Source organism: Sphingobium indicum B90A, from assembly GCF_000264945.2.
GTDB classification, from domain to species: Bacteria; Pseudomonadota; Alphaproteobacteria; order Sphingomonadales; family Sphingomonadaceae; genus Sphingobium; species Sphingobium indicum.
Genome location: NZ_CP013070.1, coordinates 2004832 through 2030158 on the forward strand (window position 1 = coordinate 2004832; position 25327 = coordinate 2030158).

27 protein-coding genes are annotated in these 25327 nt (G+C 66.7%); 9 read left to right on the forward strand and 18 right to left on the reverse strand.

The features are described from left to right. Positions 1-17 precede the first annotated feature (17 nt). Complete coding sequence (locus tag SIDU_RS19800; RefSeq protein WP_007687742.1) at positions 18-176, forward strand: hypothetical protein; 159 nt, start codon at positions 18-20, stop codon at positions 174-176. 89 nt (positions 177-265) lie between these two features. Here SIDU_RS19800 and SIDU_RS09780 read toward each other — a convergent pair whose 3' ends face one another. The 5 genes from SIDU_RS09780 to SIDU_RS09800 form a co-directional block, all read right to left on the reverse strand. Continuing rightward, positions 266-1447, reverse strand: a complete 1182-nt coding sequence (locus SIDU_RS09780; protein ID WP_007687740.1) for a molybdopterin molybdotransferase MoeA — start codon at positions 1445-1447, stop codon at positions 266-268. Beyond that, positions 1444-1929, reverse strand: coding sequence for a cyclic pyranopterin monophosphate synthase MoaC (moaC, locus tag SIDU_RS09785; RefSeq protein ID WP_007687738.1), 486 nt, complete (start codon positions 1927-1929; stop codon positions 1444-1446). Before moaC ends, SIDU_RS09780 begins: the two co-directional genes overlap by 4 nt. Next, on the reverse strand, positions 1926-2717 hold the full coding sequence (gene trpC, locus SIDU_RS09790) for an indole-3-glycerol phosphate synthase TrpC (RefSeq protein WP_007687736.1): 792 nt from the start codon (positions 2715-2717) through the stop codon (positions 1926-1928). The genes moaC and trpC overlap by 4 nt, the downstream gene beginning before the upstream one ends. Beyond that, positions 2714-3706 carry an anthranilate phosphoribosyltransferase gene (trpD, locus tag SIDU_RS09795; RefSeq protein ID WP_013039328.1) on the reverse strand — a complete coding sequence of 331 codons (993 nt, stop codon included), beginning with the start codon at positions 3704-3706 and terminating at the stop codon, positions 2714-2716. Before trpD ends, trpC begins: the two co-directional genes overlap by 4 nt. 109 nt (positions 3707-3815) lie before the next feature. Then, the gene (locus SIDU_RS09800; protein ID WP_007687732.1) at positions 3816-4406 is read right to left on the reverse strand and encodes an anthranilate synthase component II; all 591 of its coding nucleotides are present in this window, start codon (positions 4404-4406) and stop codon (positions 3816-3818) included. 237 nt (positions 4407-4643) lie between these two features. Between SIDU_RS09800 and SIDU_RS09805 the strand changes: the two genes are divergently transcribed. Next, positions 4644-4997: a hypothetical protein gene (locus tag SIDU_RS09805; protein ID WP_007687730.1), complete on the forward strand. Its 354-nt coding sequence runs from the start codon at positions 4644-4646 to the stop codon at positions 4995-4997. 27 nt (positions 4998-5024) lie between these two features. Here the strand turns inward: SIDU_RS09805 and SIDU_RS09810 are convergent, their stop codons facing one another. Then, the gene (locus SIDU_RS09810; protein ID WP_165362010.1) at positions 5025-6032 is read right to left on the reverse strand and encodes a S66 peptidase family protein; all 1008 of its coding nucleotides are present in this window, start codon (positions 6030-6032) and stop codon (positions 5025-5027) included. A 20-nt stretch (positions 6033-6052) separates the two neighbouring features. Continuing rightward, complete coding sequence (locus SIDU_RS09815) at positions 6053-6496, reverse strand: cupin domain-containing protein (protein ID WP_007687725.1); 444 nt, start codon at positions 6494-6496, stop codon at positions 6053-6055. A 125-nt stretch (positions 6497-6621) separates the two neighbouring features. Between SIDU_RS09815 and dapE the strand changes: the two genes are divergently transcribed. Then, on the forward strand, positions 6622-7764 hold the full coding sequence (gene dapE / locus SIDU_RS09820; RefSeq protein WP_007687724.1) for a succinyl-diaminopimelate desuccinylase: 1143 nt from the start codon (positions 6622-6624) through the stop codon (positions 7762-7764). A gap of 279 nt (positions 7765-8043) precedes the next feature. Here the strand turns inward: dapE and SIDU_RS09825 are convergent, their stop codons facing one another. From SIDU_RS09825 to SIDU_RS09840, 4 genes are all read right to left on the reverse strand, one after another. Further along, positions 8044-9723, reverse strand: coding sequence for a putative bifunctional diguanylate cyclase/phosphodiesterase (locus SIDU_RS09825; protein WP_007687722.1), 1680 nt, complete (start codon positions 9721-9723; stop codon positions 8044-8046). Positions 9724-9818: 95 nt separating this feature from the next. Continuing rightward, positions 9819-10352 carry a Smr/MutS family protein gene (locus SIDU_RS09830; RefSeq protein ID WP_007687721.1) on the reverse strand — a complete coding sequence of 178 codons (534 nt, stop codon included), beginning with the start codon at positions 10350-10352 and terminating at the stop codon, positions 9819-9821. A gap of 12 nt (positions 10353-10364) precedes the next feature. Next, on the reverse strand, positions 10365-11624 hold the full coding sequence (mltA, locus tag SIDU_RS09835) for a murein transglycosylase A (RefSeq protein WP_037510066.1): 1260 nt from the start codon (positions 11622-11624) through the stop codon (positions 10365-10367). Beyond that, positions 11621-12277 (reverse strand): Tim44/TimA family putative adaptor protein, encoded by a 657-nt coding sequence (locus SIDU_RS09840; protein ID WP_007687714.1) that lies wholly within the window; start codon positions 12275-12277, stop codon positions 11621-11623. The genes mltA and SIDU_RS09840 overlap by 4 nt, the downstream gene beginning before the upstream one ends. Positions 12278-12463: 186 nt before the next feature. Between SIDU_RS09840 and secB the strand changes: the two genes are divergently transcribed. The 4 genes from secB to SIDU_RS09860 all read left to right on the forward strand — a co-directional run bounded on the left by secB (position 12464) and on the right by SIDU_RS09860 (position 16528). Beyond that, positions 12464-12961, forward strand: coding sequence for a protein-export chaperone SecB (secB, locus tag SIDU_RS09845; RefSeq protein ID WP_007687711.1), 498 nt, complete (start codon positions 12464-12466; stop codon positions 12959-12961). 121 nt (positions 12962-13082) lie between these two features. Then, on the forward strand, positions 13083-14672 hold the full coding sequence (gene murJ / locus SIDU_RS09850; RefSeq protein ID WP_007687709.1) for a murein biosynthesis integral membrane protein MurJ: 1590 nt from the start codon (positions 13083-13085) through the stop codon (positions 14670-14672). A 4-nt stretch (positions 14673-14676) separates the two neighbouring features. Continuing rightward, complete coding sequence (gene trpS, locus SIDU_RS09855) at positions 14677-15681, forward strand: tryptophan--tRNA ligase (RefSeq protein ID WP_007687707.1); 1005 nt, start codon at positions 14677-14679, stop codon at positions 15679-15681. Positions 15682-15877: 196 nt separating this feature from the next. Beyond that, positions 15878-16528: a DUF4136 domain-containing protein gene (locus SIDU_RS09860; RefSeq protein ID WP_007687705.1), complete on the forward strand. Its 651-nt coding sequence runs from the start codon at positions 15878-15880 to the stop codon at positions 16526-16528. 245 nt (positions 16529-16773) lie between these two features. Here SIDU_RS09860 and SIDU_RS09865 read toward each other — a convergent pair whose 3' ends face one another. From SIDU_RS09865 to mutM, 4 genes are all read right to left on the reverse strand, one after another. Next, on the reverse strand, positions 16774-17379 hold the full coding sequence (locus SIDU_RS09865) for a peptidylprolyl isomerase (protein ID WP_007687703.1): 606 nt from the start codon (positions 17377-17379) through the stop codon (positions 16774-16776). 31 nt (positions 17380-17410) lie between these two features. After that, positions 17411-18820, reverse strand: coding sequence for a chromosomal replication initiator protein DnaA (gene dnaA / locus SIDU_RS09870; RefSeq protein WP_025771757.1), 1410 nt, complete (start codon positions 18818-18820; stop codon positions 17411-17413). A gap of 444 nt (positions 18821-19264) precedes the next feature. Then, on the reverse strand, positions 19265-19528 hold the full coding sequence (gene rpsT / locus SIDU_RS09875; RefSeq protein WP_007687699.1) for a 30S ribosomal protein S20: 264 nt from the start codon (positions 19526-19528) through the stop codon (positions 19265-19267). A gap of 119 nt (positions 19529-19647) precedes the next feature. Continuing rightward, positions 19648-20460 carry a bifunctional DNA-formamidopyrimidine glycosylase/DNA-(apurinic or apyrimidinic site) lyase gene (gene mutM, locus SIDU_RS09880; protein WP_007687696.1) on the reverse strand — a complete coding sequence of 271 codons (813 nt, stop codon included), beginning with the start codon at positions 20458-20460 and terminating at the stop codon, positions 19648-19650. A 125-nt stretch (positions 20461-20585) separates the two neighbouring features. On the opposite strand from mutM, the gene SIDU_RS09885 reads away from it, so the two are divergent. Continuing rightward, on the forward strand, positions 20586-21317 hold the full coding sequence (locus SIDU_RS09885) for a class I SAM-dependent methyltransferase (RefSeq protein WP_007687694.1): 732 nt from the start codon (positions 20586-20588) through the stop codon (positions 21315-21317). Positions 21318-21366: 49 nt separating this feature from the next. After that, on the forward strand, positions 21367-22908 hold the full coding sequence (gene ubiB, locus SIDU_RS09890; protein ID WP_007687692.1) for a 2-polyprenylphenol 6-hydroxylase: 1542 nt from the start codon (positions 21367-21369) through the stop codon (positions 22906-22908). A 158-nt stretch (positions 22909-23066) separates the two neighbouring features. On the opposite strand, the gene SIDU_RS09895 is transcribed toward ubiB, so the two are convergent. The 3 genes from SIDU_RS09895 to SIDU_RS19805 are packed head-to-tail and all read right to left on the reverse strand — an operon-like array spanning position 23067 to position 25019. Continuing rightward, positions 23067-24182 carry a zinc-binding dehydrogenase gene (locus tag SIDU_RS09895; protein ID WP_007687691.1) on the reverse strand — a complete coding sequence of 372 codons (1116 nt, stop codon included), beginning with the start codon at positions 24180-24182 and terminating at the stop codon, positions 23067-23069. Between the two features lie 11 nt (positions 24183-24193). After that, the gene (msrA, locus tag SIDU_RS09900; RefSeq protein ID WP_007687690.1) at positions 24194-24865 is read right to left on the reverse strand and encodes a peptide-methionine (S)-S-oxide reductase MsrA; all 672 of its coding nucleotides are present in this window, start codon (positions 24863-24865) and stop codon (positions 24194-24196) included. Further along, positions 24852-25019, reverse strand: a complete 168-nt coding sequence (locus SIDU_RS19805) for a hypothetical protein (RefSeq protein WP_007687689.1) — start codon at positions 25017-25019, stop codon at positions 24852-24854. The genes msrA and SIDU_RS19805 overlap by 14 nt, the downstream gene beginning before the upstream one ends. Positions 25020-25327 lie beyond the last annotated feature (308 nt).

Sequence of the window (25327 nt, forward strand, 5' to 3'; positions counted from 1 at the left end):
GTGAATAGGAGAGAAACATGGCCAACCAGAACAATCAGGGCGGCGATCAACGTCGCGACCAGCAGGGCGGCGACCGCTCCCGCCAGGGTGGACGCCAGCAGCAGCAGGAAAACCGGCAAGGCCAGATGGGCGACGAGCGCCGTCAGGACAAGTCGCCCGGCAAGCAGCAGCGCTGAACGGGTAAGGCGGCGTTCCGGCGCGGCCGATTGTCGCCGCCATCCATCAGGACTGCACGGGAAGGGGGTCGCCTGGGCGGCCCCTTTCCTTATGCGAGGGGGAGGACCGTGACGGGATCGCCGGCGGCTGCCGGGGCCGAACCGGCGGGGCGCAGGATAAGGCAGTCCGCCATGGCCAGTGCGGCGGTGGCGGCGCTGTCCTGCGACGTCACGGAAACAATGCCGGCTTCGGTGCGGAAGGCGCGTAGATAATCGTCCCGTTCCCCCGTGGCGGGCAGCGGGGCGGCGAGCGTTGCGGGCGCGGTGCGCGGCAGGGGCGACGCCGCGCCCATCATATGGCGGACAAGCGGAAGCAGGAACAGGGTCGCCGTCACGAAGGCGGACACCGGATTGCCGGGCAGGCCCAGGAAGACGGCGGAACCCAATGTCCCCGCCATCAGCGGCTTGCCAGGCCGCATGCGGATCTTCCAGAAATCGAGCGAGCCGCCCGCCTGGACGAAGGCCGGGCGGACGAAGTCGTGATCGCCCACCGACGCGCCGCCGGTCGAAAGAATGATGTCGGCTTCGCCGGCGCGGACGAAGGCCCGGACCGTGCCCGGCAGATCGTCGGGCACGATGCCCAGGTCGACGATGTCGCAGGAGAGGCCGGAGAGCATTGCCGCCAGCATGGGCGCGTTGGATGAGGGAAGCTGGCCCGGCTGCGTCGGCATGCCGGGCGGCACGAGTTCGTTGCCGGTGGAGAGCAGCGCGACCCGCGCCCGGCGCGAGACGGGCAACGCAGCATGGCCGCCAAGCACGGCCAGCGCGATCTGCGCGGGGCCAAGCGCGCCGCCGGCCTTCAGCAAAAGGCCGCCCTTGCGGAAATCGGAACCGGCCGGGCGGACATGGCGGCCGGTCGCCAGCGCCTCGTCCAATCCGCGCAGCACATCGCCTTGGCGCGCGGCGTTTTCCTGGATCAGGATGCTGTCCGCGCCCTGGGGCAAGGGCGCGCCGGTGAAGATGCGGCAGGCCTGGCCGGGTTCGAGCAGCGGCGGCGGCGGCCCGCCGGCCGCGCTTTCGGCAGCGACCTGCCACGGCCCCGGCCATTCGGCGGCGCGAACGGCATAGCCGTCCATGGCGGAAAGGTCGGCCCAGGGCTGGTCGCGCAGCGCGACGACATCCTCCGTCAGCCAGCGTCCAGCGCAGGCGGGAACGGCCACATGCTCCGCCGGCAGCGGCGTCGCCAGCGCCATCAGGCGGCTTTGCGCCTCCGCGACCGGAAGCAGGCTCATGATGCCGGTCCGTCTCCGGCCGTCCAGTCGCCGGACTTGCCGCCGCTCTTGGCCAGCAGGCGCACCTCGCCGATCACCATGCCCTTGTCCAGCGCCTTGGCCATGTCATAGACCGTCAGCAACGCGACCGACGCGGCGGTCAGCGCCTCCATCTCCACGCCGGTCTGGCCGGCCGTCTTCGCGGTCGCCGTCACGGACACGCCGCTGCCGTCCAGATTGAGGTCGATGCTGACGGAGCTGAGCGGGATCGGGTGGCAGAGCGGGATGAGGTCGGCAGTCCTCTTCGCCGCCATGATGCCGGCCACGCGGGCTACGGCCAGCACGTCGCCCTTCTTCACCAATCCCTGCGCGATCGCCGCCGCGGCTTCGGGGGTCATGCTGATGCGCCCGCCCGCAACGGCCTTGCGCGTCGTCATCGCCTTGGCGGAGACGTCGACCATATGGGCCGATCCCTCCTCGTCCAGATGGGTGAGCTTGCTCATCGGCCCGTGAGCAGCTTGCGCGTGGCGGCTTCGACGTCCGCCTGCCTCATCAGCGTTTCCCCGACCAGGAAGCAGTGCACGCCATGGTCAGACATGGCGATCAGGTCGTCATGGCCGCCGATGCCGCTTTCCGCGACGAAGGTGCAGCCCTCCGGCGCCTGCCCCACCAGTTCGTAGGTGCGGGCGAAATCGACGGTGAAGTCGCGCAGGTCGCGATTGTTGACGCCGATCAGGCGGGAACGCAGCTTCATCGCCCGCTCCAGTTCCTGCGCGTCATGCACTTCGACCAGCGCATCCATGCCCAGGCCAAGGGCGGCGTCCTCTATCTCCGCCATCTGGTTGTCGTCCAGCGCGGCGACGATGATCAGGATCGCGTCGGCGCCGAACGACCGGCTTTCCAGCACCTGCCAGGGATCGACCATGAAATCCTTGCGCAGCACCGGCAGGGCGCAGGCGGACCGGGCGGCGACCAGATAATCGTCATGCCCCTGGAAATAGGGTTCGTCGGTCAGAACCGACAGGCAGGCCGCGCCCCCCGCCGCATAGGCGCGGGCATGGGCGGGCGGATCGAAATCGGGGCGGATCAGGCCCTTGGACGGGCTGGCCTTCTTGACCTCCGCGATCAGGCCGAAGCCGGAGCGGGCGGCATCGTCCAGCGCCTTGCGGAAGCCGCGCGGCGGCGTCTGTGCGGCGGCGCGGGCGTGGAGCGAGGATATGGGCGTGGCGGCCTTGCGCCGGGCGACCTCATCCCGCTTCACGTCGCAGATTTCGATCAGCTTGTTGGTCATTTGAAAGCTATCCAGCAATTGAGCAACGCGTTGGCAAGGCCCCGGTCGATGGTTTCGGCGGCTTCCTCCACGCCCTCGCGGAAATCGGACACGGCGTCCGCGACGACGAGGGCGGCGGCGGCGTTCAGCAGCACCGCGTCACGATAGGGCCCGGTTTCGCCCTGCAACAGGGCGCGCAGGGCGGCGGCGTTATGGGCGGGGTCGCCGCCCCTGATGGCCTCGACCGGATGGGTGGAAAGGCCGAGTTCAGCGGCAGTCAGGCGACGCATCGCGACCAGGCCGCCGCCTTTCACCTCCGCCAGCGCGTTGCCGCCGGCCAGCGACAGTTCGTCCAGCCCTTCGTCGCCCGAAACGATCATCGCATGGTCGACGCCCAGTTCCGCCAGCGCCTCCGCATAGATGGGGACATAGTCCGGGCGGGCGATGCCGACCAGTTGGCGGCGCACCCCGGCCGGATTGGCGAGCGGCCCCATCAGGTTGAAGATGGTGCGTTCCCCTATCGCCCGGCGAATGGGGCCGAGCCGCCTGAGCGCGGGATGATGGTTCTGCGCGAACAGGAAGCAGATGCCGAGATCGGCCAGCGTCGCTTCGGCTGTCGCGGCGGCGCGGTCCAGGTCCAGGCCGAGCGCTTCCAGCGTGTCGGCGGCGCCGGCCTTGGAGGAGGCGGCGCGATTGCCGTGCTTGGCCACCGGAACGCCCGCGGCCGCGACCACCAGCGACACGGCGGTCGAGACATTGAGCGTATGGTGCCCGTCCCCGCCCGTGCCGCAGACATCGATCGTGCCCGCCGGAGCCGTGACCGGGATCATGCGATGGCGCATGGCGCGGGCGGCGGCGGCGATCTCCGTCGCCGTCTCGCCCCGTCGGGCCATGGCGACGAGGAAGCCGGCGATCTCCTCTTCCGGCAGGTCGGCATCGAACAGCAGGTCGAAGGCCGTTGCGGCCTGTTGCGCGTCGAGGGGCAGGGTTGGATCGGGCAGGCGGGTCATCGTCGCTGCCTTAATCATGGGACGGCGCCGGAGTCGAGATGGGATGCGCGAAAGTCGCTGCGGCCTTGGAGGTATGAGGACCGCTGGCGAGGCCGAAAAGGAAAGCGGTTCAGCCCGTCACGCGTTCCCGAACCGGAATGCCCGCGATCCGCATGAAGTTCGCCAGCATGTCATGGCCATGTTCGGTGGCGATGCTTTCCGGGTGGAACTGAACCGAATGGATCGGCAGGTCGCGATGCCGGAAACCCATGACGGAGCCGTCCTCGCTGGTGGCGTTGACGATCAGCGTTTCGGGAATCTCCTCCACGATCAGCGAATGATAGCGGGTGGCGGTGAAGGGCGAAGGCAGCCCCTGGAACAGGCCGCTGCCGTCATGGGTGACGGGGGAGGTCTTGCCGTGCATCAGGCCGCCGCGCACCACCCTGCCGCCGAAATGCTGGCCGATCGACTGATGGCCCAGGCATACGCCCAGCAGCGGCGCGCCCGCATCGGCGCAGGCGGCGACCAGATCGAGGCTGACCCCCGCCTCATTGGGGGTGCACGGGCCGGGAGACAGCAGGAAAGCCTGCGCGCCGGTGGAGAGCGCCTGCCCGGCGGAGATGGCGTCGTTGCGGACGACGTCCACCTGCGCGCCCAGTTCCATGAGATAATGGACGAGGTTCCAGGTGAAGCTGTCATAATTGTCGATGACGAGGATCATCGGGCGGCTTTAGCGAAGGATCGCGGTCGGGGAAAGGGCCGGGATCGCGTCGAGCGCGGCGCGCTGAGGCCTTGCGGGCATTGGGGGCCATGAAAGCCCAGTTCAAGCGGGAGGGCGGGACTGGGCTCCTGCCTTCGCAGGAGCACGATGGCTTGGGCAGGCGTCCCGCCGCGTCGGGCGTAGCCCGCGCGCATGGGAGGCCTGTTCCGCCGGGCCATCCTGCGATAGCATCGCCCGATGCGCGTCCTCACCGCCCTTCTCCCCCTTGCCGCGTTTCTGGCCGGGCCGGCCTGGGCGCAAGCCGGCGAACGGGCGGGGCACTATTATCTGCGCGGCGTGATGGAGACGGGGTCCGAACTGATGCTGCATCCGGACGGCCGCTTCCAATGGTATCTGGTCTATGGCGCGCTCGACCTGTTCGCGGAGGGGCGGTGGGCCGAGAGGGACGGCGCCGTCATCCTTACCTCCGAAAAGACCAGGGACGTGCCCGAACCCGGCTTTCGCACGCTCGTCCTGACGATCCAGGACAGGTCGCTCGTCCCGCCCGACGGGCGCGGCGCCTATGTGCGGCCCACCGACGACAAGGACTGAACCCTCGGCTCGATGTCGTCGCTCCTTTCAGCGAACCGCCGCCTCCAGCAGCCGGATCGTTCCCGCGTCGGCGTCGATCTCCGCCCGGCAGCCGACCGGCAGGCTGAACTGGCTGGCGACATGGCCGAACAGCGCGCCCTGGAAAGCCGGCACGCCCAGCGGCGCGAGATGCTGCTGCAACACCTCCGCCAGGGTGAACCCGCCATAGGAGGCGCCGCTGGGGCCGCAATCGGTGCATTGCCCGAACGCCACGCCCGCCACCCTGCCCAGCACGCCGGCGAGCGCCAATTGGGTCAGCATCCGGTCGATTCGATAGGGCTGCTCGCTCACATCCTCGATGAACAGGATCGCGCCGTCGAAATCCGGCAGCCAGGGCGTTCCCATCAGCGTCGAGAGCACGGTCAGGTTCCCGCCCAGCAGCCGCCCGCTCGCCTTCCCGCCCCGGAAGGTCAGGATGCGCCCGCTGCGTTGCACCAGCCGGTCCTCATGCCCCTCCGGATTGGCCATCAGCGGCGTCGCCCCTTCGAAGGCGACGGCGCGGAAGGCGTCCCAGGAAAAGCGCGGCCAACTGCTCGCCGCATTGGGGCCGTGGATGGTGACGAAACCCGCCCGCGCCGCGAAGGCCAGATGCAGCGCGGTAATGTCGGAAAATCCGACCAGCAGCTTGGGATTGGCCCTGATCTTCGCGAAGTCGAGATAGGGCAGGATGCGCGCGCAGCCCCATCCGCCCCGGGTGGCGAACACCGCCCGCACCTCCGGATCGGCGAACATCGCGTTGACGTCGGCCGCCCTGTCGGCATCGGTCCCGGCCAGATAGCCGTGACGTTCGACCAGATGCCGGGCGGGCTTGGGCGCCAGCCCCATGGCGACGATCGTTTCCTTGACCAGATCGAGGTCGAAGGCATCGTCGGTGAAGCCCGCCGGCTCGATCAGGCCCACCTTGTCTCCGGGGCGCAGCCGGGGCGGCTTCACCACCCCGGCGGGGGACGCGGCCAGGGCCTTGGGAGCCGTCATCGCGGCGCCCAGAGTGGCCATCAATGCCCGGCGGTCCAGCCTCAAAAGCCGCTTCCATTCCTGCGGCGATAGCTGCCCCCGACCCATTGCATGTCGATGTCGGGATAATGCGCATCCCCCAGCGGAACGCGCCCCACCGCCAGGAAAACGCAATCCTCGCCGCTTTCGTTCACCAGATGATGGCCGTTGGGATCGCCCTTCGGAAAGGATGCCATGTCCCCGGCATGCAGCGGCGTGCGCCCTCCTTCCTCGACCAGCACCGCCTCGCCGCTCAGCATGACGACGAACTCGTCCTCATCCTCATGCCAGTGCCGTTGGGAGGATGCCGCGCCGGGCTTCAGAACCACATGGCTGACGCCGAAATCCGAAAGGCCGGTCGCCGGCCCCAGCCTGCGCACCCATCGCCCCGCCACCGCGCCCGCATGTTCAGGCGGATAGCCTGTCCGATTGGTCTGTTCGATGGCCGCAAGGTCGACCTTGGGCATGACATGTCCTCCTGCCGGCAGCGCCGCCGGCGCTTCCGCCGGCTTCAAAAATGCGCCCTGTTCTCCACCGCATTTTGCGCGCCGCGCCTGTTTCAGCCGGCTTCAAAATGCTCTAACGCAACCGCATGAGCAAGACCAGCACCGATGCCAACCCAATCGACATAGCCGAGAAGCTGATCGCCTGTCCCTCCGTCACGCCCGCCACGGGGGAGGTTTTCGCCGTGCTGGAGGCGATGCTGAAACCGCTGGGCTTCACCGTCGACCGCTTCCTGGCCGGTGAGGCGCCGGACGGCCCGGTGGAAAATCTGCTGGCATGGCGGACGACCGGGCCGGGCAGGCATTTCGCCTTTGCCGGGCATCTGGACGTGGTCCCGCCGGGCAATGGCTGGGCGAGCGATCCCTTCCGGCCGGAGATTCGCGGCGAGCTGCTCTACGGGCGCGGAGCCGTCGACATGAAGGGCGCCATCGCCGCCTATGTCGCGGCCCTGCACGACCTGCCCGAAGACCTGCCCGGCACGATCAGCCTGATCATCACCGGCGATGAGGAAGGCGCGGCCGTCCATGGCACGCTGGCCCTGATGGAGCGGATGGCCGCGCACGGCCTGCGTCCTGACCTCTGCATGGTGGGCGAGCCAACCTCCTCGCGGCGGCTGGGCGACGTCATCAAGATCGGCCGGCGCGGATCGGTCAACATGTGGATCCATGTCGACGGCGTGCAGGGCCATGTCGCCTATCCGCATCTGGCCGACAATCCGATCCCGCGCCTGATCCGCATCCTTTCCGCCATCGACGCGCTGGTGCTGGACGAGGGCAATGACTGGTTCCAGGCGAGCAATATCGAGATCACCAACCTGGACGTCGGCAATCCGACGACCAACGTGATCCCCGCCGCCGCGCAGGCGCGCATCTCGATCCGCTTCAACAATGAACATGGCGGCGCGGAGCTGGTCGACCGCATCGCCGCCATCGCCGCGGCCGAAGGGGGCAGGGTGGAAGCGAAGATCAGCGGCGAACCCTTCCTGACGGAGCCGGGCATGCTGTCGGACATGGTCGCGGGCGCGATCCGCGACGTGACGGGGGTGGAGGCGGAACTGTCGACCACCGGCGGAACGTCCGACGCGCGCTTCCTCTCGCGCCTGTGCCCGGTGGTGGAATTCGGCCTCAACAACGCGACCATGCACAAGCTGGACGAGGCGGTAGCGCTGGCCGACCTGCGCGACCTCGCCGAAATCTATCGGCTGGTTACGGCGAAGGCCCTGGCGAGCTAGTCTAACCAGCGTGGACAATTCAAGACTTGTCGGACTGAGTGATTTGGGTGGGGAGCGGACGTTCCCCTATTCGTCACCCCTCCCCCCTGTTCGTCACCCCGGACTTGATCCGGGGTCCCGCTGCCTTGGACGAGGCGGGCGCTCAGACAAGAAAGCGGGACCCCGGATCAAGTCCGGGGTGACGGAAAACCCATTTCCCGACATTTCGAGTTTGTCCACGCTGCCCAGGACCCATCGACATTCATTTCAGGGTGAGCGGGAAGCGAATAGGCCGCCGCCTCAGACGGAGCGTTGCCTGGCCAGCGGCGCGGGCGCGGCGAAGCGGGCGAGATAATCCTCCTCGCCCATCGGCCGCGCCAGATGATAGCCCTGGAACAGCGTGCAGCCGATCACGCGCAGCATTTCCATCTGCGCCTCGGTCTCCACCCCCTCGACCACCACTTCCATGCCCAATCCCTGGATCAGCCCGACGACGGCGCTGCAAATCGTGCGGGCTTCGGCCGAAACGGCGATGTCGCGGACCAGCGAACGGTCGATCTTCACCCGGTCGACCGGCAATTCGCGCAGTCGCGAGAGGTTGGAATAGCCGGTTCCGAAATCGTCGATGGCGATGCGCACGCCGTCCCGCCGCAGGGCGCGGATCTGGTCCAGAGTCCGCGCCTTCATCTCCATTGCCAGCGATTCGGTGATCTCCAGTTCCAGCATGATCGCCGGCGCCCGATGCGCGTCTATCGCATGACGCAGGCGCATGAAGAAATCGGCCTGCCCCAGTTCGCGGGAGGATATGTTGATCGCGATCCGCTGCCTGACACCGGCCTGCGACCAGCGCGCCGCCGTCTCGCACACCCGGCCCATGACCCAGTCGCCCAGCGCCACGATGGCGCCGCTTTCCTCCGCGATGGGCACGAAGGAGCCGGGCATCACCAGCTCGCGTTCCGGATGCGCCCAGCGGATCAGCGCCTCGGCGCCGATGACCCGGCCGCTGCCGATCTCGATCTGCGGCTGGAATTCCAGCAGGAACTCCTCCCGTTGCAGGCCCAGCAGCAGGTCGCGCTCCAGCTCGGCGCGGTCGGCGGCTTCCAGCGCCAGTTCGGTGGTGAACATCTCGGCCCGGTTACGGCCCTGATGCTTGGCATGATACATGGCGATGTCCGCCGACCGCAGCAGCGCGGACAGCGTGTCGCCATGTTCAGGATAACAGGCGACGCCGATCGACGCGCCCAGGTCGACATGCTGGCTGCCCAGGTCGAAGCGCTCGCGCAGCGCGAACTGGATGGCGCGGGCGATCCGCCCGGCGCTGTCCATGTCCGACAAGCTGGGGACGAACAGGGTGAATTCATCGCCCGCCAGGCGACCGATCAGGCAATCGCCCGCGCCCGCGCTGGCCTGCGCCATGGCGACTTCCCGCAGCCGGCCGGCGACGCGCGCCAGCAACTGGTCGCCCGCCGCATGGCCCAGCGTGTCGTTGACGCCCTTGAACCCGTCCAGGTCGATGAAGAACAGGGCGGCAAGCCCCTCCTCGCTGCGTTCCGCCAGCAGCCGTTCGACCTGCCGGCAAAAGCTGATGCGGTTGGCGAGGCCCGTCACCGGATCGAACAGGGCCAGCGCCTGCACATGGTCCAGATTGGTGCGCACCTGGCTGAACAGGCTTTCCATCGCCACCGACAGATCGGGCAGTTCCTGGCCGATGTCGCGGGGCACGGCGGATTGCAGGTCGCCATGCGCCGCCGCCAGCAGGCGTTCGGTCGCGCCGTCGATGGCGCTTGCGGTCGTGGCCACGGTCCGGCGGGCGGACGCCCAGCTCAGCGTACCGCACAGGATCGCGATGATGAGGGATCGGCCGACGCCGTCCATGTCCGTGGCCTGCCCCTGGCCCAGGACCAGCGACAGGATGAACACCAGCGCCCCCGCGGCACAGGCGAAGGCGGTGGCGCGGCTCGTCAATGTCACGCCCTGCATGTGCCTCCCTGCCCAGCCAGCCCGAGGTTTGGACTGGATCATCGGGATATGAAGGACAGTGGTTAAGAAAAGGTCAGTGGATCCGTCCGAAAGGCTTATTTTTTGCGCCGCAGGATGACGTAGAGCGCCCCGTCGCCGCCATGGCGCTGATGCGCGATCCGCACGCTGGCGATGCGATCGGCATAGCTGCTGGTTTCCAGCCAGTGGCCGATCTCGCCGCGAATGGCGCCGCGGCGCGGACCGCCGCCTGCCGACGGGCTTTTCGGCGGTTTCCCCGTGACGATCAGCATGATGCGGACGTCCCTTGCCCAGGCCGAGGCCAGCGCCTGGTTAAGCCGGGCATGGGCTGCCGACAGGCTGTGGCCGTGCAGGTCTATGGTCATGTCGGGCGTCAGATTTCCGCTACGGATTCTGCGCTCCCAACCTGAATCCAGGGTGGCCGCGGGCGTGCGCGGCTGGGCCGTCGCGACCGTCCGGGCGGAGGGAACCGTTAACCCTGTCTTCTCCTTGGCGGGAACCGGAACCGTGGGGATGGCGGAGACGCGCGCGCCCGGCCTCAGCGGCCTGATCGAGCGGGTCAGCGCCGTCCAGAGCGCCTGTTCATCGGAGGTGAGACTGCGCCGAGGCATCGCCGCATGACGTCAGGGCTGCTGGCCGAGGCGCGCCGCCGATCCGATCGGCAGCAGGACGAGCGCGCTGCCCCGCGCCGACATGCCGCCCGCGACGCTGCGCGCATTGCTGCCCGCGCCCCAGAAGCTGTCGAAGCGATTGGCGCCCTTGATCGCACCGCCGGTATCCTGCGCTATCCATATGCCGTTGGGTTCCGCCCGGTCGAGCGAAAGCAGCACCGGCGCGCCCAGCGGCACATAGCGGGGATCGGCGGCCACCGTGGCTTCGGGCGTCACCGCGACTCCCATCGCCCCAAGGGGGCCGGCGCCGGTCAGTTCGCGGAAGAAGACGAAGCTCTTGTTCTCGTTCATGATCGCCGCGCCCTCGGCCGGATGGGCGCGCAGATATTGCATGATGTCCTGCATCGACCCGGCCTGGATCAGGCCGCGATCCTTCATCAGCTTGCCGATGCCGGTATAATCGAGCCCATTCTGGCCGTCATAGCCGATCCGCATGACCCCTCCATCGGGCAGCAGTAGCCGTCCGCTGCCCTGCACCTGAAGGAAGAAGAATTCCACCGGATCGGCGGCCCATGCCAGTTCCAGCCCCCTGCCGGCGAGCGACCCCGAAACGATCTGCGACCTTTCGTCGAAGGGCACCAGATTGGTGCCGTCGACCTTGCCGCGAATGGTCTTGCCCTTCAGGCTGTCGCTGAACTGGCCCAGATTGACGTCGATCAGATTGGGCGGGCGGCGGTAGATCGGCACGTCATAGCCAGGCTGCCGCATGCGTGACCCAGCGATCTCCGGCTCATAATAGCCGGTGACGAAGGCCTTTCCATCGCCCACCTGCACCGCCTCGAAATAGCGGGCGAAAAATTCGCCGGCCGAAGCTTCCGGCCAGCTCGACGCGGCGGCGCAGGCGCTGTTCCAGTCCGAACCGCGCGTCAGTCCGCTCTGGTCGTTCCGCCGCATCAGCGAAGGGCAGGACAGGCGAAAGGCCTGCAACGCCTTGCGCGAACGATCGCCGGACGGAATGAGGTCGGCAATGGCCGGGCCGGGCGTGACGCCGGCGCTAACAGCATTGGCCGTGTCCGTCGGCGCGGCCGCGGGGGGCGTGACCGGCACGGGCGGACGAGGGGTGGCGGGAACGGGACGGGTTGCGGTCTCTCCACCGCCGCGAGGCGGCCGGGCCGGCGCAGGCCCGCCCGCGCCGGGCGGGATCACGCCGCCCGCGCAAGCCGACAGCAGCAGCGCCGCGGCCAGCGCCCCCCACGACTGACGCAGGGTCATGCCGCCTCATCGGTCTCGCTGAGCTTCCAGTTGGGATCGGTGCTGCGCAGGTCGCGCGTGAACGTCCAGATGTCGTTGGTGCCGACGGCGTCGGTCAGCGAGCCGGCAACCACATTGCCGTCGCGGTCGCGGGTGACGGCGGCGATGTCCGCTTCGAAGCGCAGCGAAATCTCCGCCATGCGTCCGGTGACGCCCGCGTCGACGATCTGCACCTTTTCGATGCGGACAAGGCGGTTGTCGAGGACATGGCCCTCCGCCTCCCGCGCCGCGATCGCTTCCTCGAAGGAGGCCAGCACATCGGCGTCGCACAGCCATTCCAGTTCCTGCCGGTCGCCGCGCCAGAACGCCTCCAGCACCATCTTGTAGGCGGCCTTGGCGCCTTCCACGAACTGGGGCACGTCGAAGCTGCGGTCCGCCGCGATCAGCGCGCGCACGCCCGCTTCGCCGCCGGGCGCGATCAGCCCTTCGGACAGCCGGACCGAATCGCCCGCCATTTCCGGAACCGGGCGCGGCTGCACGATCGTCACCTTGGCGCGTTCCTCCGCCGGGCGAAGCGCGGGCTCCTGCTCATGCCCGGTCCGCTTGCCGAGCACCGAATAAAGCCGCAACGCCAGAAAACCGGCAATCATGGCGAGGATAACGATCACATACACGGGGTCAGGCACCCTTTGGACTGAATCTGAAACTGTAACGCAACCAACATAGGCATGTTTCCGCGCATATTCAAATGGCCGCTGTTCAAGTGCCGCATTGCCCCCTCCCGCCGCCCCTGCTAAGCGCGCGGATCGACAGGCGCGGACATTCCGCCCCCAGCAAACCTTAAGAACCAGGGAAATCAGATGGCCGAGGAAGCCGATACCGTTCAGACCACCGGCAATGGCGCCGACAACGGCCCGCAGATCGCGCTGATCAGCCAATATGTGAAGGACATGTCCTTCGAAAATCCGAACGCGCCCGCCGTATACCAGTGGCAGGACCAGCCGCAGATCGACGTGCAGTTCAACATCGGCGCCGACAAGGTGGGCGAGGAAGTGGTCGAGGTATCGCTGAAGATCGAGGTCAAGGCGACCGCGCCGCAGGGCACCGCCTTCGCCGTCGAACTGGTCTATGCCGCGATCTTCGGCATGCGCAACGTGCCGGAGGACCAGATGCAGCCCTTCATGCTGGCGGAAGCGCCGCGCCTCATCTTCCCCTTCGCCCGCCGCGTGCTGGCCGACGCGATCCGCGATGGCGGCTTCCCGCCGCTGCTGCTCGATCCCATCGATTTCGGGGGGCTTTACATCCAGCAGGCCGAGGCGATGGCGCAGACCGCGGGCGAACCGGCAGGGCACGCCTGAGTCTGGGAATGATCCATCCCCCCGTTCGGGCTGAGCTTGTCGAAGCCCTCCACTTTCTTCCGATCAAGAAGAAGTGCAGCCCTTCGACAAGCTCAGGGCGAACGGGAGGAGAGGTCTTGCCATGAAGCTCGCCAAGGCCCTCGGTTCCGTCGGCGGGCTGACGCTCGCCAGCCGGATACTCGCGCTGGTGCGCGATTCGCTGGCGGCGCGCTATGTCGGGGCGGGCTTCGCGTCGGACGCCTTCAACGGGGTCGCCTTCCGCCTGCCCAACATGTTCCGCGCCCTCTTTGCCGAGGGCGCCTTTTCCGCCGCCTTCATCCCGATGTTCAACCGCAAGGCGGCGGGACCGGGCGGGGTCGCGGAAGGCTATCATTTCGCCGAGCGCGCCCTTGCCGTGCTATTGCCGGTGCTGGTCGTCTTCACCGCGCTCCTGATCGCGGCGGCGTGGCCGATCACCTGGGCACTCTCCGGCGGCTTCTCCCGCCAGAATCCTACGCCGGAGCAGTTCGCCTTCGCGGTCATGCTTTCGCGCATCACCCTGCCCTATCTGGCACTGATCAGCCTGGCGTCGCTGCTGGGCGGGATATTGAATTCGCTCGACAAATTCTGGGTGAATGCGGCCGCGCCGATCCTGCTCAACGTGGCGATGATCGCGGGGCTGTGGCTGTTCCATGGCGCCGACGAATATGAAACGGCGCGGGTGCAGGCGATTTCCGTCACGGTCGGCGGCGCGCTGCAACTGCTCTGGCTGATCTGGGCCTGCCGCCGGGCGGGCGTGTCGATGAAGCTCAAGCGCCCGCGCTTCGATGCCGATGTGAAGGAATTGCTGCGGCTGATCGTCCCGGCGGCGGCGGGGGCCGGGGCTTCGCAGATCAACTTGCTGATCTCGACCGCTCTGTCGGGCTGGCTGCTCGCCTCCGGTTCGATCACCTATATCTATTATGCAGACCGGCTGAACCAGTTGCCGCTGGGGCTGATCGGCATCGGCCTGGGCACCATATTGCTGCCGACCATTTCGCGCCTGCTTTCCACGGGGCAGGACAGGCAAGCGATGGACACGCAGAACCGGGGCATCGAACTGGCGCTGTTCCTGACGCTGCCCGCGACCGTCGCCTTCATCACCGTGGCGGAACCGATCGTGCGGGGCCTTTTCCAATATGGGCGCTTCACCGTCGAGGATGCGGAGCGTTGCGGATGGGCGCTGTCGGCCTTTTCCATCGGCCTGCCATCCTATGTGCTCGTGAAGGTGTTGACGCCCGGCTATTATGCGCGGGGCGATACGAAGACGCCGGTGCGCTATGCGATGCTGTCGATCCTCATCAACATCATCGGCAATATCGTGCTGATCCCGCTGCTGGGCCATGTCGGGCCGCCGCTGGCGACGGCGCTCTCCTCCACCGTCAATGTGGCGATGCTCTATTTGACATTGGTGAAGCGCGGGCATTTCGCCGCCGACGCGCAATTGCGGCGGCGCCTGCCCCGGCTGGCGGTGGCTGCGGCCGCGATGGGCGGCGTGCTTTATGCGGGCGAGGGAGTGCTCGATCCGTGGCTCGGCGGGGCGATGGTCCAGCGCTATGTCGCGCTCGCCCTGCTTGTCGGCGCGGGGATCGCGCTGTACGGGGTGGCCTGTTTCGTCACGGGCGCCTATCGGCTGTCCGACCTCAAGGCGCTGATGCGGCGCAAAAGTGCAACCAAGACAGAGAACGGATAGAAGAATGCGCGTCCTTTCCGGCATCCAGCCGACCGGCAATCTGCACCTGGGCAATTATCTGGGCGCGATCCGCAACTGGGTGCGGATGCAGGATGAGATGGACAGCCAGAGCCAGTGCTTCTTCTTCCTGGCCGACATGCATTCGATCACCGTGCATGAGGGGCGCGAACAGCGCATCCGCAATGTCCGCTACATGGCCGCCGCGCTGGTGGCCGCCGGGATCGACCCGGACCGTTCCGTCCTGTTCAACCAGGCGCGGGTGCCCGCCCATGCGGAACTGTGCTGGCTGCTGAACGGCACGGCGCGGATCGGCTGGCTCAATCGCATGACCCAGTTCAAGGATAAGGTCGGCAAGGATCGCGAGGGGGCGTCCATCGGCCTGTTCGTCTATCCGGTGCTCCAGGCGGCGGACATCCTGGTCTACAACGCCACCCATGTGCCGGTGGGCGAGGATCAGAAGCAGCATCTGGAACTGGCCCGCGACATCGCGACCAAGTTCAACACCGATTTCGGCGTGGAATTGTTCACCCTGCCCGACCCGATCATCCCGAAGGAATCGGCGCGCATCATGTCGTTGCGCGACGGCACAGCGAAAATGTCCAAGTCCGACCCGTCCGACATGAGCCGCATCAACCTGACCGACGATGACGACGCGATCATGCAGAAGGTGAAGAAGGCGAAGACCGATCCCGAACCGCTGCCCGAAAGCGCAGAGGGGCTGGCCGGGCGTCCGGAGGCGAATAATCTGGTCGGCATCTATGCGACGCTGGCGGGCAGGACCGCCGACGCCGTCTGCGCAGAGTTCGCGGGCAAGGGCTTCGGCGCGTTCAAGCCGGCCTTGGGCGAACTGCTGGTGGAAACGCTCCGCCCGATCCGCACGCGGTTCATGGAATTGCGCACCGACGACGCGGCGCTGGACGCCATCTTGGAAAAGGGAGCGGCCAAGGCGTCTGCCGCTGCCGAGCCCACGCTCCGCGCGGCCTATGACGCGATGGGCCTGATGCGCTGATGCCGCGGCGGCCGTCGAAGCGGCGGCCGTTTCCGGTCTGACGGAATGATCCGTGCCGCGCCGTCATAGGGATGGCAGGACATGGTTTGCGCCCGTTCGCCCGTTACGCGCGTTCAAACGATGTTCAGTTGCGTTTTGTTAAGGCAGGACGCAAGATGTTTGGCAGGCTTGGTGCCTGGTACAGGACGCAAGAAAAATGACCCGTTTCAAAAAGATCGGCTTGCTCGCGGCGCCCGCCCTGGCGCTCGCGGCGCTTTCAGGCTGCGCGACGTCGTTCAAGGCGGACGTCGCCCGCTTTCAGCAGCTTCCGGCCCCCGCCGGCCAGAGCTTCACCATCGTCGCGGACGATCCGCGCCTGGCAGGCGGCCTTGAATTTTCGCATTATGCCGACCTTGTCGGCCAGCGGCTGACCCAGACCGGCTATGTCGCGGCCGGCGATCCGGCGCGGGCGGACCTGATCGTGCGCGTGGCCTATGGCGTCGACAATGGGCGGGAAAAGGTGCGCTCGACCGGCTTCGGCGCGCCGGACCCGTTCTTCTACGGCGGATGGGGCTGGCGCGGCCGCTGGGGCCGCCCCTGGGGCTATGGCTTCTATGATCCGTGGCTGTTCGGTCCGGGCGGCTATAATGACGTGACCAGCTATACCGTCTACACCGGCGACCTCAGCATGAAGATCGACCGCGCCGCCGACAATCGCCGCCTGTTCGAGGGCAAGGCGCAGGCCCAGTCGCTGTCCAACAAGCTGACCTATCTGGTGCCGAACCTGATCGACGCGATGTTCACCGGCTTCCCCGGCCAGAATGGGGAAAATGTGAAGATCACGCTGCCGCCCGAAAAGAAGGGTTGAGCGGTTTTTCAGGCGGGCGGCTTATGGCCATGCCCAATTACCCGGCGGTCGAGGATCGCCGGGTTTTTTATGGGGCTGTGGGGTTTTTGGCCACTAGCGGACCTCAGAAAACCGTTCGGGCTGAGCCTGTCGAAGCCCTTCACTTTTCTTTTAAATCACGCATCCGAAGAAGAAGTAAGGCCCTTCGACAAGCTCAGGGCGAACGGGGAGAGAAAGCGAACTGTCGCCTTCCATCTATAGGGCGATCAGGGGATACGCCGCGCCGTCAGTATCTTCACCGGCTCTTCCAGCATCTGCCCCTTCATCACGCCCTCGCCCGCCGTGGGCGATTTGGGCGCGGCGAGGATCGTCTTCACCGCGTCCAGCCCCTCCACCACATGGGCGAAGACGGCGAAGCCCTGATTGTCGCCCGGCGCTTCGGGATGCGCGTCCATGCCCGGCATCTTGCCTAGCACGATGAAGAAATCGCCGGTGGCGCTGCCGGGCGCATAGCGGGCCATGGAAAGCGCGCCGTCATCATGGGTGAGGCCGGTCTGGCTGGTCGGTTCATGCTTGATCGGCGGCAATATGCGCTTTGGGTCGTTCTGCGCCCCGCCCTGCACGAAACCATAATCGCCCGTGCCGACGCCGCGATAGAATGATGTGCCGTCCAGCCGCTTCTGATCGACATAGCGCAGGAAATTGGCGGCGGTGACGGGCGCCTGGGCGAGATGCACGGCCACCACTATCCGCCCGCTGCCGGTTTCCAGCGCGACCTTCACATCGGCGGGCGGCGGAACCGGGGCCGTCTGGGCGGAAGCGGGGGTGAAGGCGATGAAAGCGGCAAGGAAAAGGGCAAGCTGTCGGATCATGGGCAAAGCCTAATCCAAAGCCACCCGGCTGTCAGCCTTCCAACTGGCGCTGCAGGGCGCGAATGTCGGCGTCCATGTCCGGATTGCTCTGACGCAGTTCCTCGATCGTGCGCACGGCGTGGATCACGGTGCTATGGTCGCGTCCGCCGAAGATGCGGCCGATTTCGGGCAGGGAACGCGGCGTCATCTTCTTGGCGAGGTACATCGCCACCTGACGGGGACGCGCCACCGCCCGCGCCCGGCGCTTGGAACGCATTTCCGCCGCGTCGATCTTGTAATGCGCGGCACAGGCCTTCTGTATCTCGTCCACGGTGATGCGGCGGGCATTGGCGCGCACCGCATCCGCCAGCATCGCCTGCGCGAATTCCAGGTCGATGGAGCGGCCAGTAAGCTGGCCGTAAGCGATCAGCTTGTTGAACGCGCCCTCCAGTTCGCGCACATTGGAACGGATCGAGCGGGCAAGGAAATCCACCACGGCGTCGGGCACCGGCGGATCGCCGGCGATGGCGCGCTTCGCCTCCAGGATCGCGAGGCGCAGGTCCAGTCCGGCAGGACGGATGTCGGCCACCAGCCCGCCAGCCAGGCGCGAGAGGATGCGCGCATCAATCGCGTCCAGCATCTGCGGCGCGCGGTCGGCGGTCACGACGATGCGGGCGCCCGAATCGATCAGGTCGTTGATCGTGTGCAGGAACTCCTCCTGCGTCGATCCCTTGCCGGCGATGAACTGGATGTCGTCGATCAGCAGCAGCCGCGCCGCCCGCAACCGCGCCTTGAACATCATGGTTTCATTGGCGCGCATCGCGTTCACGAATTCCATCATGAACCGCTCGGCCGACATATAGAGGACCGGGGCCGAAGGCGAATGGCTGGAAAAGAGCCGGGCGATGGCGTGGAGAAGGTGCGTCTTGCCCTGGCCGGTGCCGCCATGGATGAAGAGGGGGCTGAAGCGCGGCTGGGCTTCCCCGGCCATGGCCTGGGCCGCCGAAAAGGCGAGATGATTGGTCTCGCCCGTCACGAACCCGTCGAAGCCATGGCGCGGCTGGAAATTGGAAGCGGGTGGCAGGTCGGCGGCGCCGTCGTCGGCAACGGTCTCCTCCGCCTGGTGCAATTCCAGAATGCGGGGTCCGACCGCATTGGGGGCACGCAGCAGGCGCAGCTCCCGCACGCCCGCTCCCGCGCAGCGCCACGCCATCCGCAGGCGGTCGCCGAACTGGCCCGACACGAAATTGGCCGTGAAGTCGGAAGCGAACAGCAGGTCGAGCGTCTGCGATTCGGGGCAATAGTCGCCCAGTTGCGCGGCCTTCAGCCACTGGTCGAACATGCGCGCGCCGATATCGCGGCGCAGGCCGGCGCGAATGGTCGCCCAGGCAGTCTCCAGGCGCGCATTCTGCTGCGTGTCGAGACCGCTCAAACTTCCAATCACTGCCGCAATATCCTTCATAAACAGTCGACCCCCATCAACTGCACCCCCATAGGCAGGGGCGATGCGACACAGAGACCCGTTCCGGAAAAGCCCCGCCTTTCCGAACGCCTTGCATCAACCAACCTTCTGATGACCGCCGGAAATTCGATTCGAGTGGCGGCCGGAGGATCAAAATAGACAGGCCTGCTTCATCGGATCAAGGGCGCTGCCTGTCAAAAATGTTAAATAAACCCGTTGACTCGGCAAACTCCGCAGAAAAGGCCGGTTTGATAAATTATCACCATTTTTCAGTTACTTATAAGCTTGCCCAAGCAGGCCCCGCGCTCGAATCGAAGGAGAATCGCGGGAAACCGGGGCTTCCTCCAAAATGACCCTTTGGTGAACAGAATATGAAAAAGCCCGCCCTGCATGATTGCGGGGCGGGCCTGTCCTGACTGACGAGCTTAAAAAAGCGGCTGCGTCTCAGCCGAGAGCGCTGACGCGCTTCGTCAGACGGCCGAACTTGCGGGCCGCAGTGTTCTTGTGCAGCACGCCGCGGGCCACGCCGCGAGCGAGTTCCGGCTGGACCGACTGAAGCGCCGTGGTCGCGGCAGCCTTGTCGCCGGCGGCGAGGGCGGTTTCGACCTTCTTCACCAGGGTGCGAATCCGGCTGATGCGGGCGCCGTTGATCTCGGCGCGGCGGGCGTTGCGGCGGATGCGCTTCTTGGCTTGCGGCGTATTGGCCATTTATTGTCCTCGGTTCTCGTCAAATCTCGTGAAGGAGCCCGTCGGAATCGCCAACCAGCTCTCGTGAAGGTGCGCCCCTTACAGGGGAACCGGGGTTGCGTCAACCGCCGAGCGCCCCGCTATTTCTGGCATTTCGGGCAGAAAAAGGTCGATCTGCCCCCGTCCACGCGGCGCCTGATGGGCGTGCCGCAGACGCAGGGCTCCCCTTCGCGGCCATAGACCCGCCATTGCTTGGAGAAATAGCCCAGTTCCCCGTCGGGCCGCGCATAGTCGCGCAGGGTGGAGCCGCCCGCGGCGATGGCGGCGGCCAGCACCTCCCGAATCGCGTCGACCAGCAGGACGAGACGCGCCCGGCCGACCCGGCCCGCTTCGCGCGTCGGGGCGATGCCCGCCATGTTCAGCGCCTCGCAGACATAGATATTGCCCAGTCCCGCGACGATGCGCTGGTCGAGCAGCGCGGCCTTGATCGACGTCGCCTTGCCCTTGAGCGCGGCGGTCAGGCTATCGGGGGTGAAATCCGGCCCCAGCGGTTCCGGTCCCATGCGGGTGAAGGGATTATAGGCTTCCCGCGCCTCGCTGCGAACCAGGTCGAGCGAGCCGAAGCGGCGCGGGTCGTTCAGCGCAAGCAGCCGCCCTCCCCCCGTCCCGATCAGCAGATGATCATGCGCCCCGATCTCCGCCGGATCGATTCGCCAGCGGCCCGACATGCCAAGGTGGAAGATCAGCGTGTCGCCGCGATCGGTGTCGATCAGGCCATATTTGGCGCGGCGCGACAGGCCGGTGACGGTGGCGCCGGTCAGCCGCTGGCGCAGGTCGACGGGTATCGGGAAGCGCAGGTCGGCGCGCCGCGGCTCCACCCGCGTCAGGAGCGAGCCTTGCAGGACGGAGCGCAGGCCCGCCACGGTGGTTTCGACTTCGGGAAGTTCGGGCATGGCCCTCTATGTAATGCGCCGGACGGCCCGGCAACAGGCGACTTGGCGCATGCGGCGGGCCATGGACATTTTACCCGATCTCAGATGTTTCCTCTGCCCGGAAAAATGCTCTAGAGCGTGCGGCCATGAGTGAAACCGCTTCCTTTGGCTATCGCGATGTCGAAGCCGCCGAAAAGCAGGGGATGGTCCGCGCCGTCTTCTCCAACGTCGCGTCCAGATATGATCTGATGAACGACGCCATGTCGGGCGGCGCGCATCGGCTGTGGAAGGACCAGTTCGTCAACCGGGTGAAGCCGCGCCGGGACGAGCGGATACTGGACATGGCGGGCGGCACAGGGGACATCGCCTTCCGCCTGCATCGCCATGGCGCCCAGGTGACCGTGTCCGACATCAACCCCGAAATGCTGACCGTGGGCGTCGAGCGGGCGAAGAAGAAGGGGCTGGAGGGCCTCATCTGGTCGGAACAGAATGCGGAGGAGCTGAGCTTCGCGGACCGGGCGTTCGACGCCTATACGATCGCCTTCGGCATCCGCAACGTGACCCATGTCGACAGGGCGCTGCGCGAGGCGCATCGGGTGCTGAAGTTCGGCGGGCGATTCTTCTGCCTGGAATTTTCCACCACGACATGGCCGGGCTTTTCCGACGTCTATGACGTCTATTCGCACCGGCTGGTGCCCCGGCTCGGCAAGCTGCTGGCCGATGATGAGGACAGCTATCGCTATCTGGTCGAATCGATCCGCCGCTTCCCCCCCATGCCGGAGTTCGAGCGGATGATCCGCGACTCCGGCTTCGTGCAGACGAAGGTGGAGCCGATCCTCGGCGGACTGGTGGCGATCCATAGCGGGTGGAAAATCTGATGGGGCGCCCGTCACGTCCTTCTCCCGCAGGGGAAGGGCATAAATAGCGATGCCTTCCCACCTCACGCATATCTGGCGGCTGCTGAAATGGGGCCGCACCCTGGCGCGGCATGGCGCGCTGACCGGGATCGAGCGCGATCCGCTGACGCCGACGCCGGTGCGGCGGCTGGTGCGGGTGGCGCGGCTGGGCGCGCGGGTGCCCCGGCAGCCGCGCTATGCCGACGCCTTCCAGTCGATCGGCCCGGCGGCGATCAAGCTGGGCCAGACGCTGGCGACGCGCCCCGACCTGGTGGGGGAGGATGCGGCGAACGACCTGCTGCGCCTGCAGGACGCCCTGCCCCCCGTGCCGTTCGCCACCATCCGGGCGCAGATGGAGCAGAGCTTCGGGCGGCCATTGGAAACGCTCTACAGCCGCTTCGACGAGGCGCCGGTGGGAGCCGCATCCATCGCGCAGGTGCACCGCGCCGTGACGACGGACGGGCGCGACGTCGCGGTGAAGGTGATCCGTCCCGGCGTCATCGACCAGTTCAACCGCGACATCCAGACCTATGAATGGGCCGCCGCCCATGTCGAGATGCTGGGCGGCGAAGTGGCCCGCCTCCGTCCCCGCCTCGTCATCGCGAACATGAAGCGCTGGACGGCGCGGGAACTGGACCTGCGGCGCGAAGCGGCATCGGCTTCGGAACTGGGCGAGGCGATGGAGGCCATGCCCGGCTATCGCGTGCCTGCCATCGATTGGGACCGCACGACCGGCAAGGTCATGACGATGGAGTGGATCGACGGGGTCAAGATCTCCGACCGGGACGCGCTGATCGCCGCCGGCCATGATGTGAAGGAGATCGCGGCAAGGCTGGTCAACGCCTTCCTGCGCCAGGCGATCGCCGAAGGCTTCTTCCATGCCGACATGCATCAGGGCAATCTGTTCGTCACCGCCAATGGCGACATCGTCGCGATCGATTTCGGCATCATGGGCCGGATCGACCGGCGGGCGCGGATGTGGCTCGCGGAGATCCTCTACGGCCTCATCACCGGCAATTACCGCCGCGTGGCGGAAATCCATTTCGAGGCGCAATATGTGCCGGGCCATCACAATGTCGAGGAGTTCGCGACCGCGCTCAGAGCCGTGGGCGAACCGATGCGGGGCAAGCCGGTGCGCGAACTGTCGGTCGGCGGCATGCTGGACGGCCTGTTCGCCATCACCCGCGATTTCGACATGCAGACCCAGCCGCATCTGCTGCTGCTGCAGAAGACGATGGTGATGGTGGAGGGCGTCGCGACCGCGCTCGACCCTGACATCAACCTGTGGGAGACGAGCGGCCCCTATGTGAAGGAATGGCTGCGCGCCGAACTGGGGCCGGAGGCGAAGGCCGCCGACGCGCTGATCGAGAATGTCCGGATCTTGCAGCGCCTGCCGGGCCTCGTGAAGCGGATCGAGGAGGCCTTTCCGGAAAAGGGCGGCGCCCCCCCGCCGCCGCCCCTGACGGAGGTCAGGCTGATCCGGGTGGGCAGCGGCTGGCGCTACATGCTGGTGGCGCTGCTGGCTGGCCTGGCGGGGGCTGGCGCAATGGCGGCGGCTACGACCTTTCTATAGAGGGGCGCTTCGGCCAGTTGCGGTCATCCGTTTTCCGTCACCCCGGACTTGATCCGGGGTCCCGCTGTCTTGGGCTGGGCGCTAGTTTACAAGAAAAGCGGGACCCCGGATCAAGTCCGGGGTGACGAATAGGGGAAAGGTCCGCTTCCCACCCCAACTCAGCCATTGGGTACGATCAGATATTTCTCCCCCGTCCGGCGGGCGCTATATGTCAGCACCGCGTCGCGGCTCAGCGCTTCCTTGAGGGAGATGCGCGCCTTGTAATGGCTGGCGAAGGTGGTCGTCAGGCCATCGCGCACCCGCTGGCGCAGGCGCTCGGCGGTTTCGGTGCTCGCCTTTTGCAGGAAGGAGAAAAGCAGCCAGCCGCCGATATTCCAGCCAAAGCCGAAGCTGCGCGTCAGGATGGTCGGCGACATGTCCAGCGCGCCGTAGATATAGGCCTGCTTCAATATGTCCGAGCCATAGCGGCTATAGGGCGCGTTCTTGCTCACCACCTGCTCCATGGCGTTGAGAATCTGGCTGACCAGATGGCCGCCGCCGATCGCGTCGAAGGCGATGGTGGCGCCGGTGGCAGCGACCGCATCCTGAAGCCGGGCGACGAAGTCCTCCTTCGAACTGTCCAGCACATATTCGGCGCCCATGTCCTGGAGGATCGCCACCTGCGCTTCATTGCGGACGATGTTGACCAGCGGAATGCCGTCCTCCTGGCAAATGCGCACCAGCATCTGGCCCAGATTGGAGGCGGCGGCGGTGTGCACTATCGCCCTGTGCCCTTCACGCGTCATGGTTTCGACGAAGCCCAGCGCCGTCAGCGGGTTGACGAAGGCCGACGCCCCCTGCTCCGCCGTGACATCGTCCGGCAGGGCCATGCAGCCTGCGGCGCCAAGCAGGCGGTATTCCGCGAACATGCCGCCCCCGATCATCGCGACCCGCTTGCCCAGCAATGCCTGGGCTTCCGGCGCCTCGCCCGCGGCCATGACGGTGCCGGCGGCTTCATTGCCGATGGTCATGGGCTGGCCGACGCGCCCCGCCAGCGCTCGGCGCGCCGGATCGGACATGCGGGCAACGATCCGGCCCTCCGCATAATCGGCATTCGCCAGATCGGCGGCAGCGAACAGCAGACCCAGGTCGGAAGGATTGATCGGCGCGGCTTCCACCCGGACCAGCACTTCGTCGCCCTTGGGCGCGGGGAGCGTTTCTTCCGCCAGTTCGACGGTCAGGCGACCGTCTTCATGCAGGGTCGAGAGCAGCTTGAGGCCGTGGGTGTCGCTCATGAAATTTCCTTTCAAGCAGAGGGGCGGTCGCTGTAAAATGCGGGAAACAGCGCCTTGAGGGCCGTCAGCTTGGGTATGTCCCATCGCTGGACATAGGGGTGGCGGGGGTTTTTCCTCAGGAAGTCCTGATGATAGTCGTCCGCATCCTGGAAGCCGGTGAAGCGTTCGATGCGGGTGACGATGGGGTCGCGCCAGAGGCCCGATTGGCCAAGCTGGACGAGATAGGCCCTGGCGGCCCGTTCCTGCTCCGCGTTCAGGGGGAACAGCGCGCTGCGATATTGCGTGCCGTGATCCGGACCCTGATAGTCGAGCGTGGTCGGATCGGCGATCACCGAGAAGAAGATGCGCAGCAACGTGCCGTAGCTGACCTGCCTGGGGTCGTAGGTGACGCGGACGGATTCGGCAAAGCCGGTATCGCCCTCGCTCACCTGTTCGTAATCCACCCTGCGGCCACGCGGGCCGCCCGCGAAGCCGGACACGGCGAGACGCACGCCCTTCACATGCGAAAAGACGCCTTCGACGCCCCAATAGCAGCCGCCCGCGAAAATGGCGGTTTCGAGCTTTCGGGCCGGGGCGGCGTCAACCGCCGGAACCGGCGCGAGCACCGCCCGTTCCGCGCGCAAGGGGGAAGCGACGGCCAAAGCCGCCAGAAAGGCGAGGGCGATGCCGTCAGCGCGCCGCATTGTCCACAATCGGAGCCGGGGCCGACGCCGCCATGGCCTGGCCGGTCAGCGGCGGCGCGTCGCTGTTCGGCTGAAGCACGAAGACGCCGATCGCGCCGATCGCGAACCCGCCCAGAAAGCGCAGGAACAGGTCGGATTTCAAGAAGGCCAACATGGCGTTCTTCCTTTCGGTCGTCTCGGCCGCCGCAAGGGGCGGCCATGAATGTCGCGCGGCTTAGTCCCGGATGAACGCTGCGCCAGGGCAGTTTCGACCAACGCCCGATGCGGAACGATGGATGTCGGACCAAGCCAGTTTCGGTTCGAAACGGGATATAAACTCCCTCTCTCCATCCGCAAGACGGCGACGGGGAAATTTTCCATTTCCTAGGCTGTATCGACATTCAGAAGATGGCGAGCCGAAAATGGTGGTTTTCCGTGACCCGGCGCGCAGCCTACTCAAAGTAGGTGAGCACCGGAAGCACG

Excerpts from the sequence above, each read along its gene's own strand:
- SIDU_RS19805 (WP_007687689.1), bottom strand. The coding sequence starts at position 25,019 with ATGTTGGCCTTCTTGAAATCCGACCTGTTCCTGCGCTTTCTGGGCGGG.
- SIDU_RS09865 (WP_007687703.1), bottom strand. The coding sequence starts at position 17,379 with ATGATCCGACAGCTTGCCCTTTTCCTTGCCGCTTTCATCGCCTTCACC.
- SIDU_RS09780 (WP_007687740.1), bottom strand. The coding sequence starts at position 1,447 with ATGAGCCTGCTTCCGGTCGCGGAGGCGCAAAGCCGCCTGATGGCGCTG.
- SIDU_RS09800 (WP_007687732.1), bottom strand. The coding sequence starts at position 4,406 with ATGATCCTCGTCATCGACAATTATGACAGCTTCACCTGGAACCTCGTC.
- ubiB (WP_007687692.1), top strand. The coding sequence starts at position 21,367 with ATGCCTTCCCACCTCACGCATATCTGGCGGCTGCTGAAATGGGGCCGC.
- SIDU_RS19800 (WP_007687742.1), top strand. The coding sequence starts at position 18 with ATGGCCAACCAGAACAATCAGGGCGGCGATCAACGTCGCGACCAGCAG.
- trpS (WP_007687707.1), top strand. The coding sequence starts at position 14,677 with ATGCGCGTCCTTTCCGGCATCCAGCCGACCGGCAATCTGCACCTGGGC.
- rpsT (WP_007687699.1), bottom strand. The coding sequence starts at position 19,528 with ATGGCCAATACGCCGCAAGCCAAGAAGCGCATCCGCCGCAACGCCCGC.
- SIDU_RS09830 (WP_007687721.1), bottom strand. The coding sequence starts at position 10,352 with ATGCCTCGGCGCAGTCTCACCTCCGATGAACAGGCGCTCTGGACGGCG.
- murJ (WP_007687709.1), top strand. The coding sequence starts at position 13,083 with ATGAAGCTCGCCAAGGCCCTCGGTTCCGTCGGCGGGCTGACGCTCGCC.
- SIDU_RS09810 (WP_165362010.1), bottom strand. The coding sequence starts at position 6,032 with ATGGCCACTCTGGGCGCCGCGATGACGGCTCCCAAGGCCCTGGCCGCG.
- SIDU_RS09825 (WP_007687722.1), bottom strand. The coding sequence starts at position 9,723 with ATGCAGGGCGTGACATTGACGAGCCGCGCCACCGCCTTCGCCTGTGCC.
- moaC (WP_007687738.1), bottom strand. The coding sequence starts at position 1,929 with ATGAGCAAGCTCACCCATCTGGACGAGGAGGGATCGGCCCATATGGTC.
- dapE (WP_007687724.1), top strand. The coding sequence starts at position 6,622 with ATGAGCAAGACCAGCACCGATGCCAACCCAATCGACATAGCCGAGAAG.
- SIDU_RS09885 (WP_007687694.1), top strand. The coding sequence starts at position 20,586 with ATGAGTGAAACCGCTTCCTTTGGCTATCGCGATGTCGAAGCCGCCGAA.
- SIDU_RS09860 (WP_007687705.1), top strand. The coding sequence starts at position 15,878 with ATGACCCGTTTCAAAAAGATCGGCTTGCTCGCGGCGCCCGCCCTGGCG.
- mutM (WP_007687696.1), bottom strand. The coding sequence starts at position 20,460 with ATGCCCGAACTTCCCGAAGTCGAAACCACCGTGGCGGGCCTGCGCTCC.
- SIDU_RS09895 (WP_007687691.1), bottom strand. The coding sequence starts at position 24,182 with ATGAGCGACACCCACGGCCTCAAGCTGCTCTCGACCCTGCATGAAGAC.
- mltA (WP_037510066.1), bottom strand. The coding sequence starts at position 11,624 with ATGACCCTGCGTCAGTCGTGGGGGGCGCTGGCCGCGGCGCTGCTGCTG.
- secB (WP_007687711.1), top strand. The coding sequence starts at position 12,464 with ATGGCCGAGGAAGCCGATACCGTTCAGACCACCGGCAATGGCGCCGAC.
- dnaA (WP_025771757.1), bottom strand. The coding sequence starts at position 18,820 with ATGAAGGATATTGCGGCAGTGATTGGAAGTTTGAGCGGTCTCGACACG.
- trpC (WP_007687736.1), bottom strand. The coding sequence starts at position 2,717 with ATGACCAACAAGCTGATCGAAATCTGCGACGTGAAGCGGGATGAGGTC.
- msrA (WP_007687690.1), bottom strand. The coding sequence starts at position 24,865 with ATGCGGCGCGCTGACGGCATCGCCCTCGCCTTTCTGGCGGCTTTGGCC.
- trpD (WP_013039328.1), bottom strand. The coding sequence starts at position 3,706 with ATGACCCGCCTGCCCGATCCAACCCTGCCCCTCGACGCGCAACAGGCC.
- SIDU_RS09805 (WP_007687730.1), top strand. The coding sequence starts at position 4,644 with ATGCGCGTCCTCACCGCCCTTCTCCCCCTTGCCGCGTTTCTGGCCGGG.
- SIDU_RS09815 (WP_007687725.1), bottom strand. The coding sequence starts at position 6,496 with ATGCCCAAGGTCGACCTTGCGGCCATCGAACAGACCAATCGGACAGGC.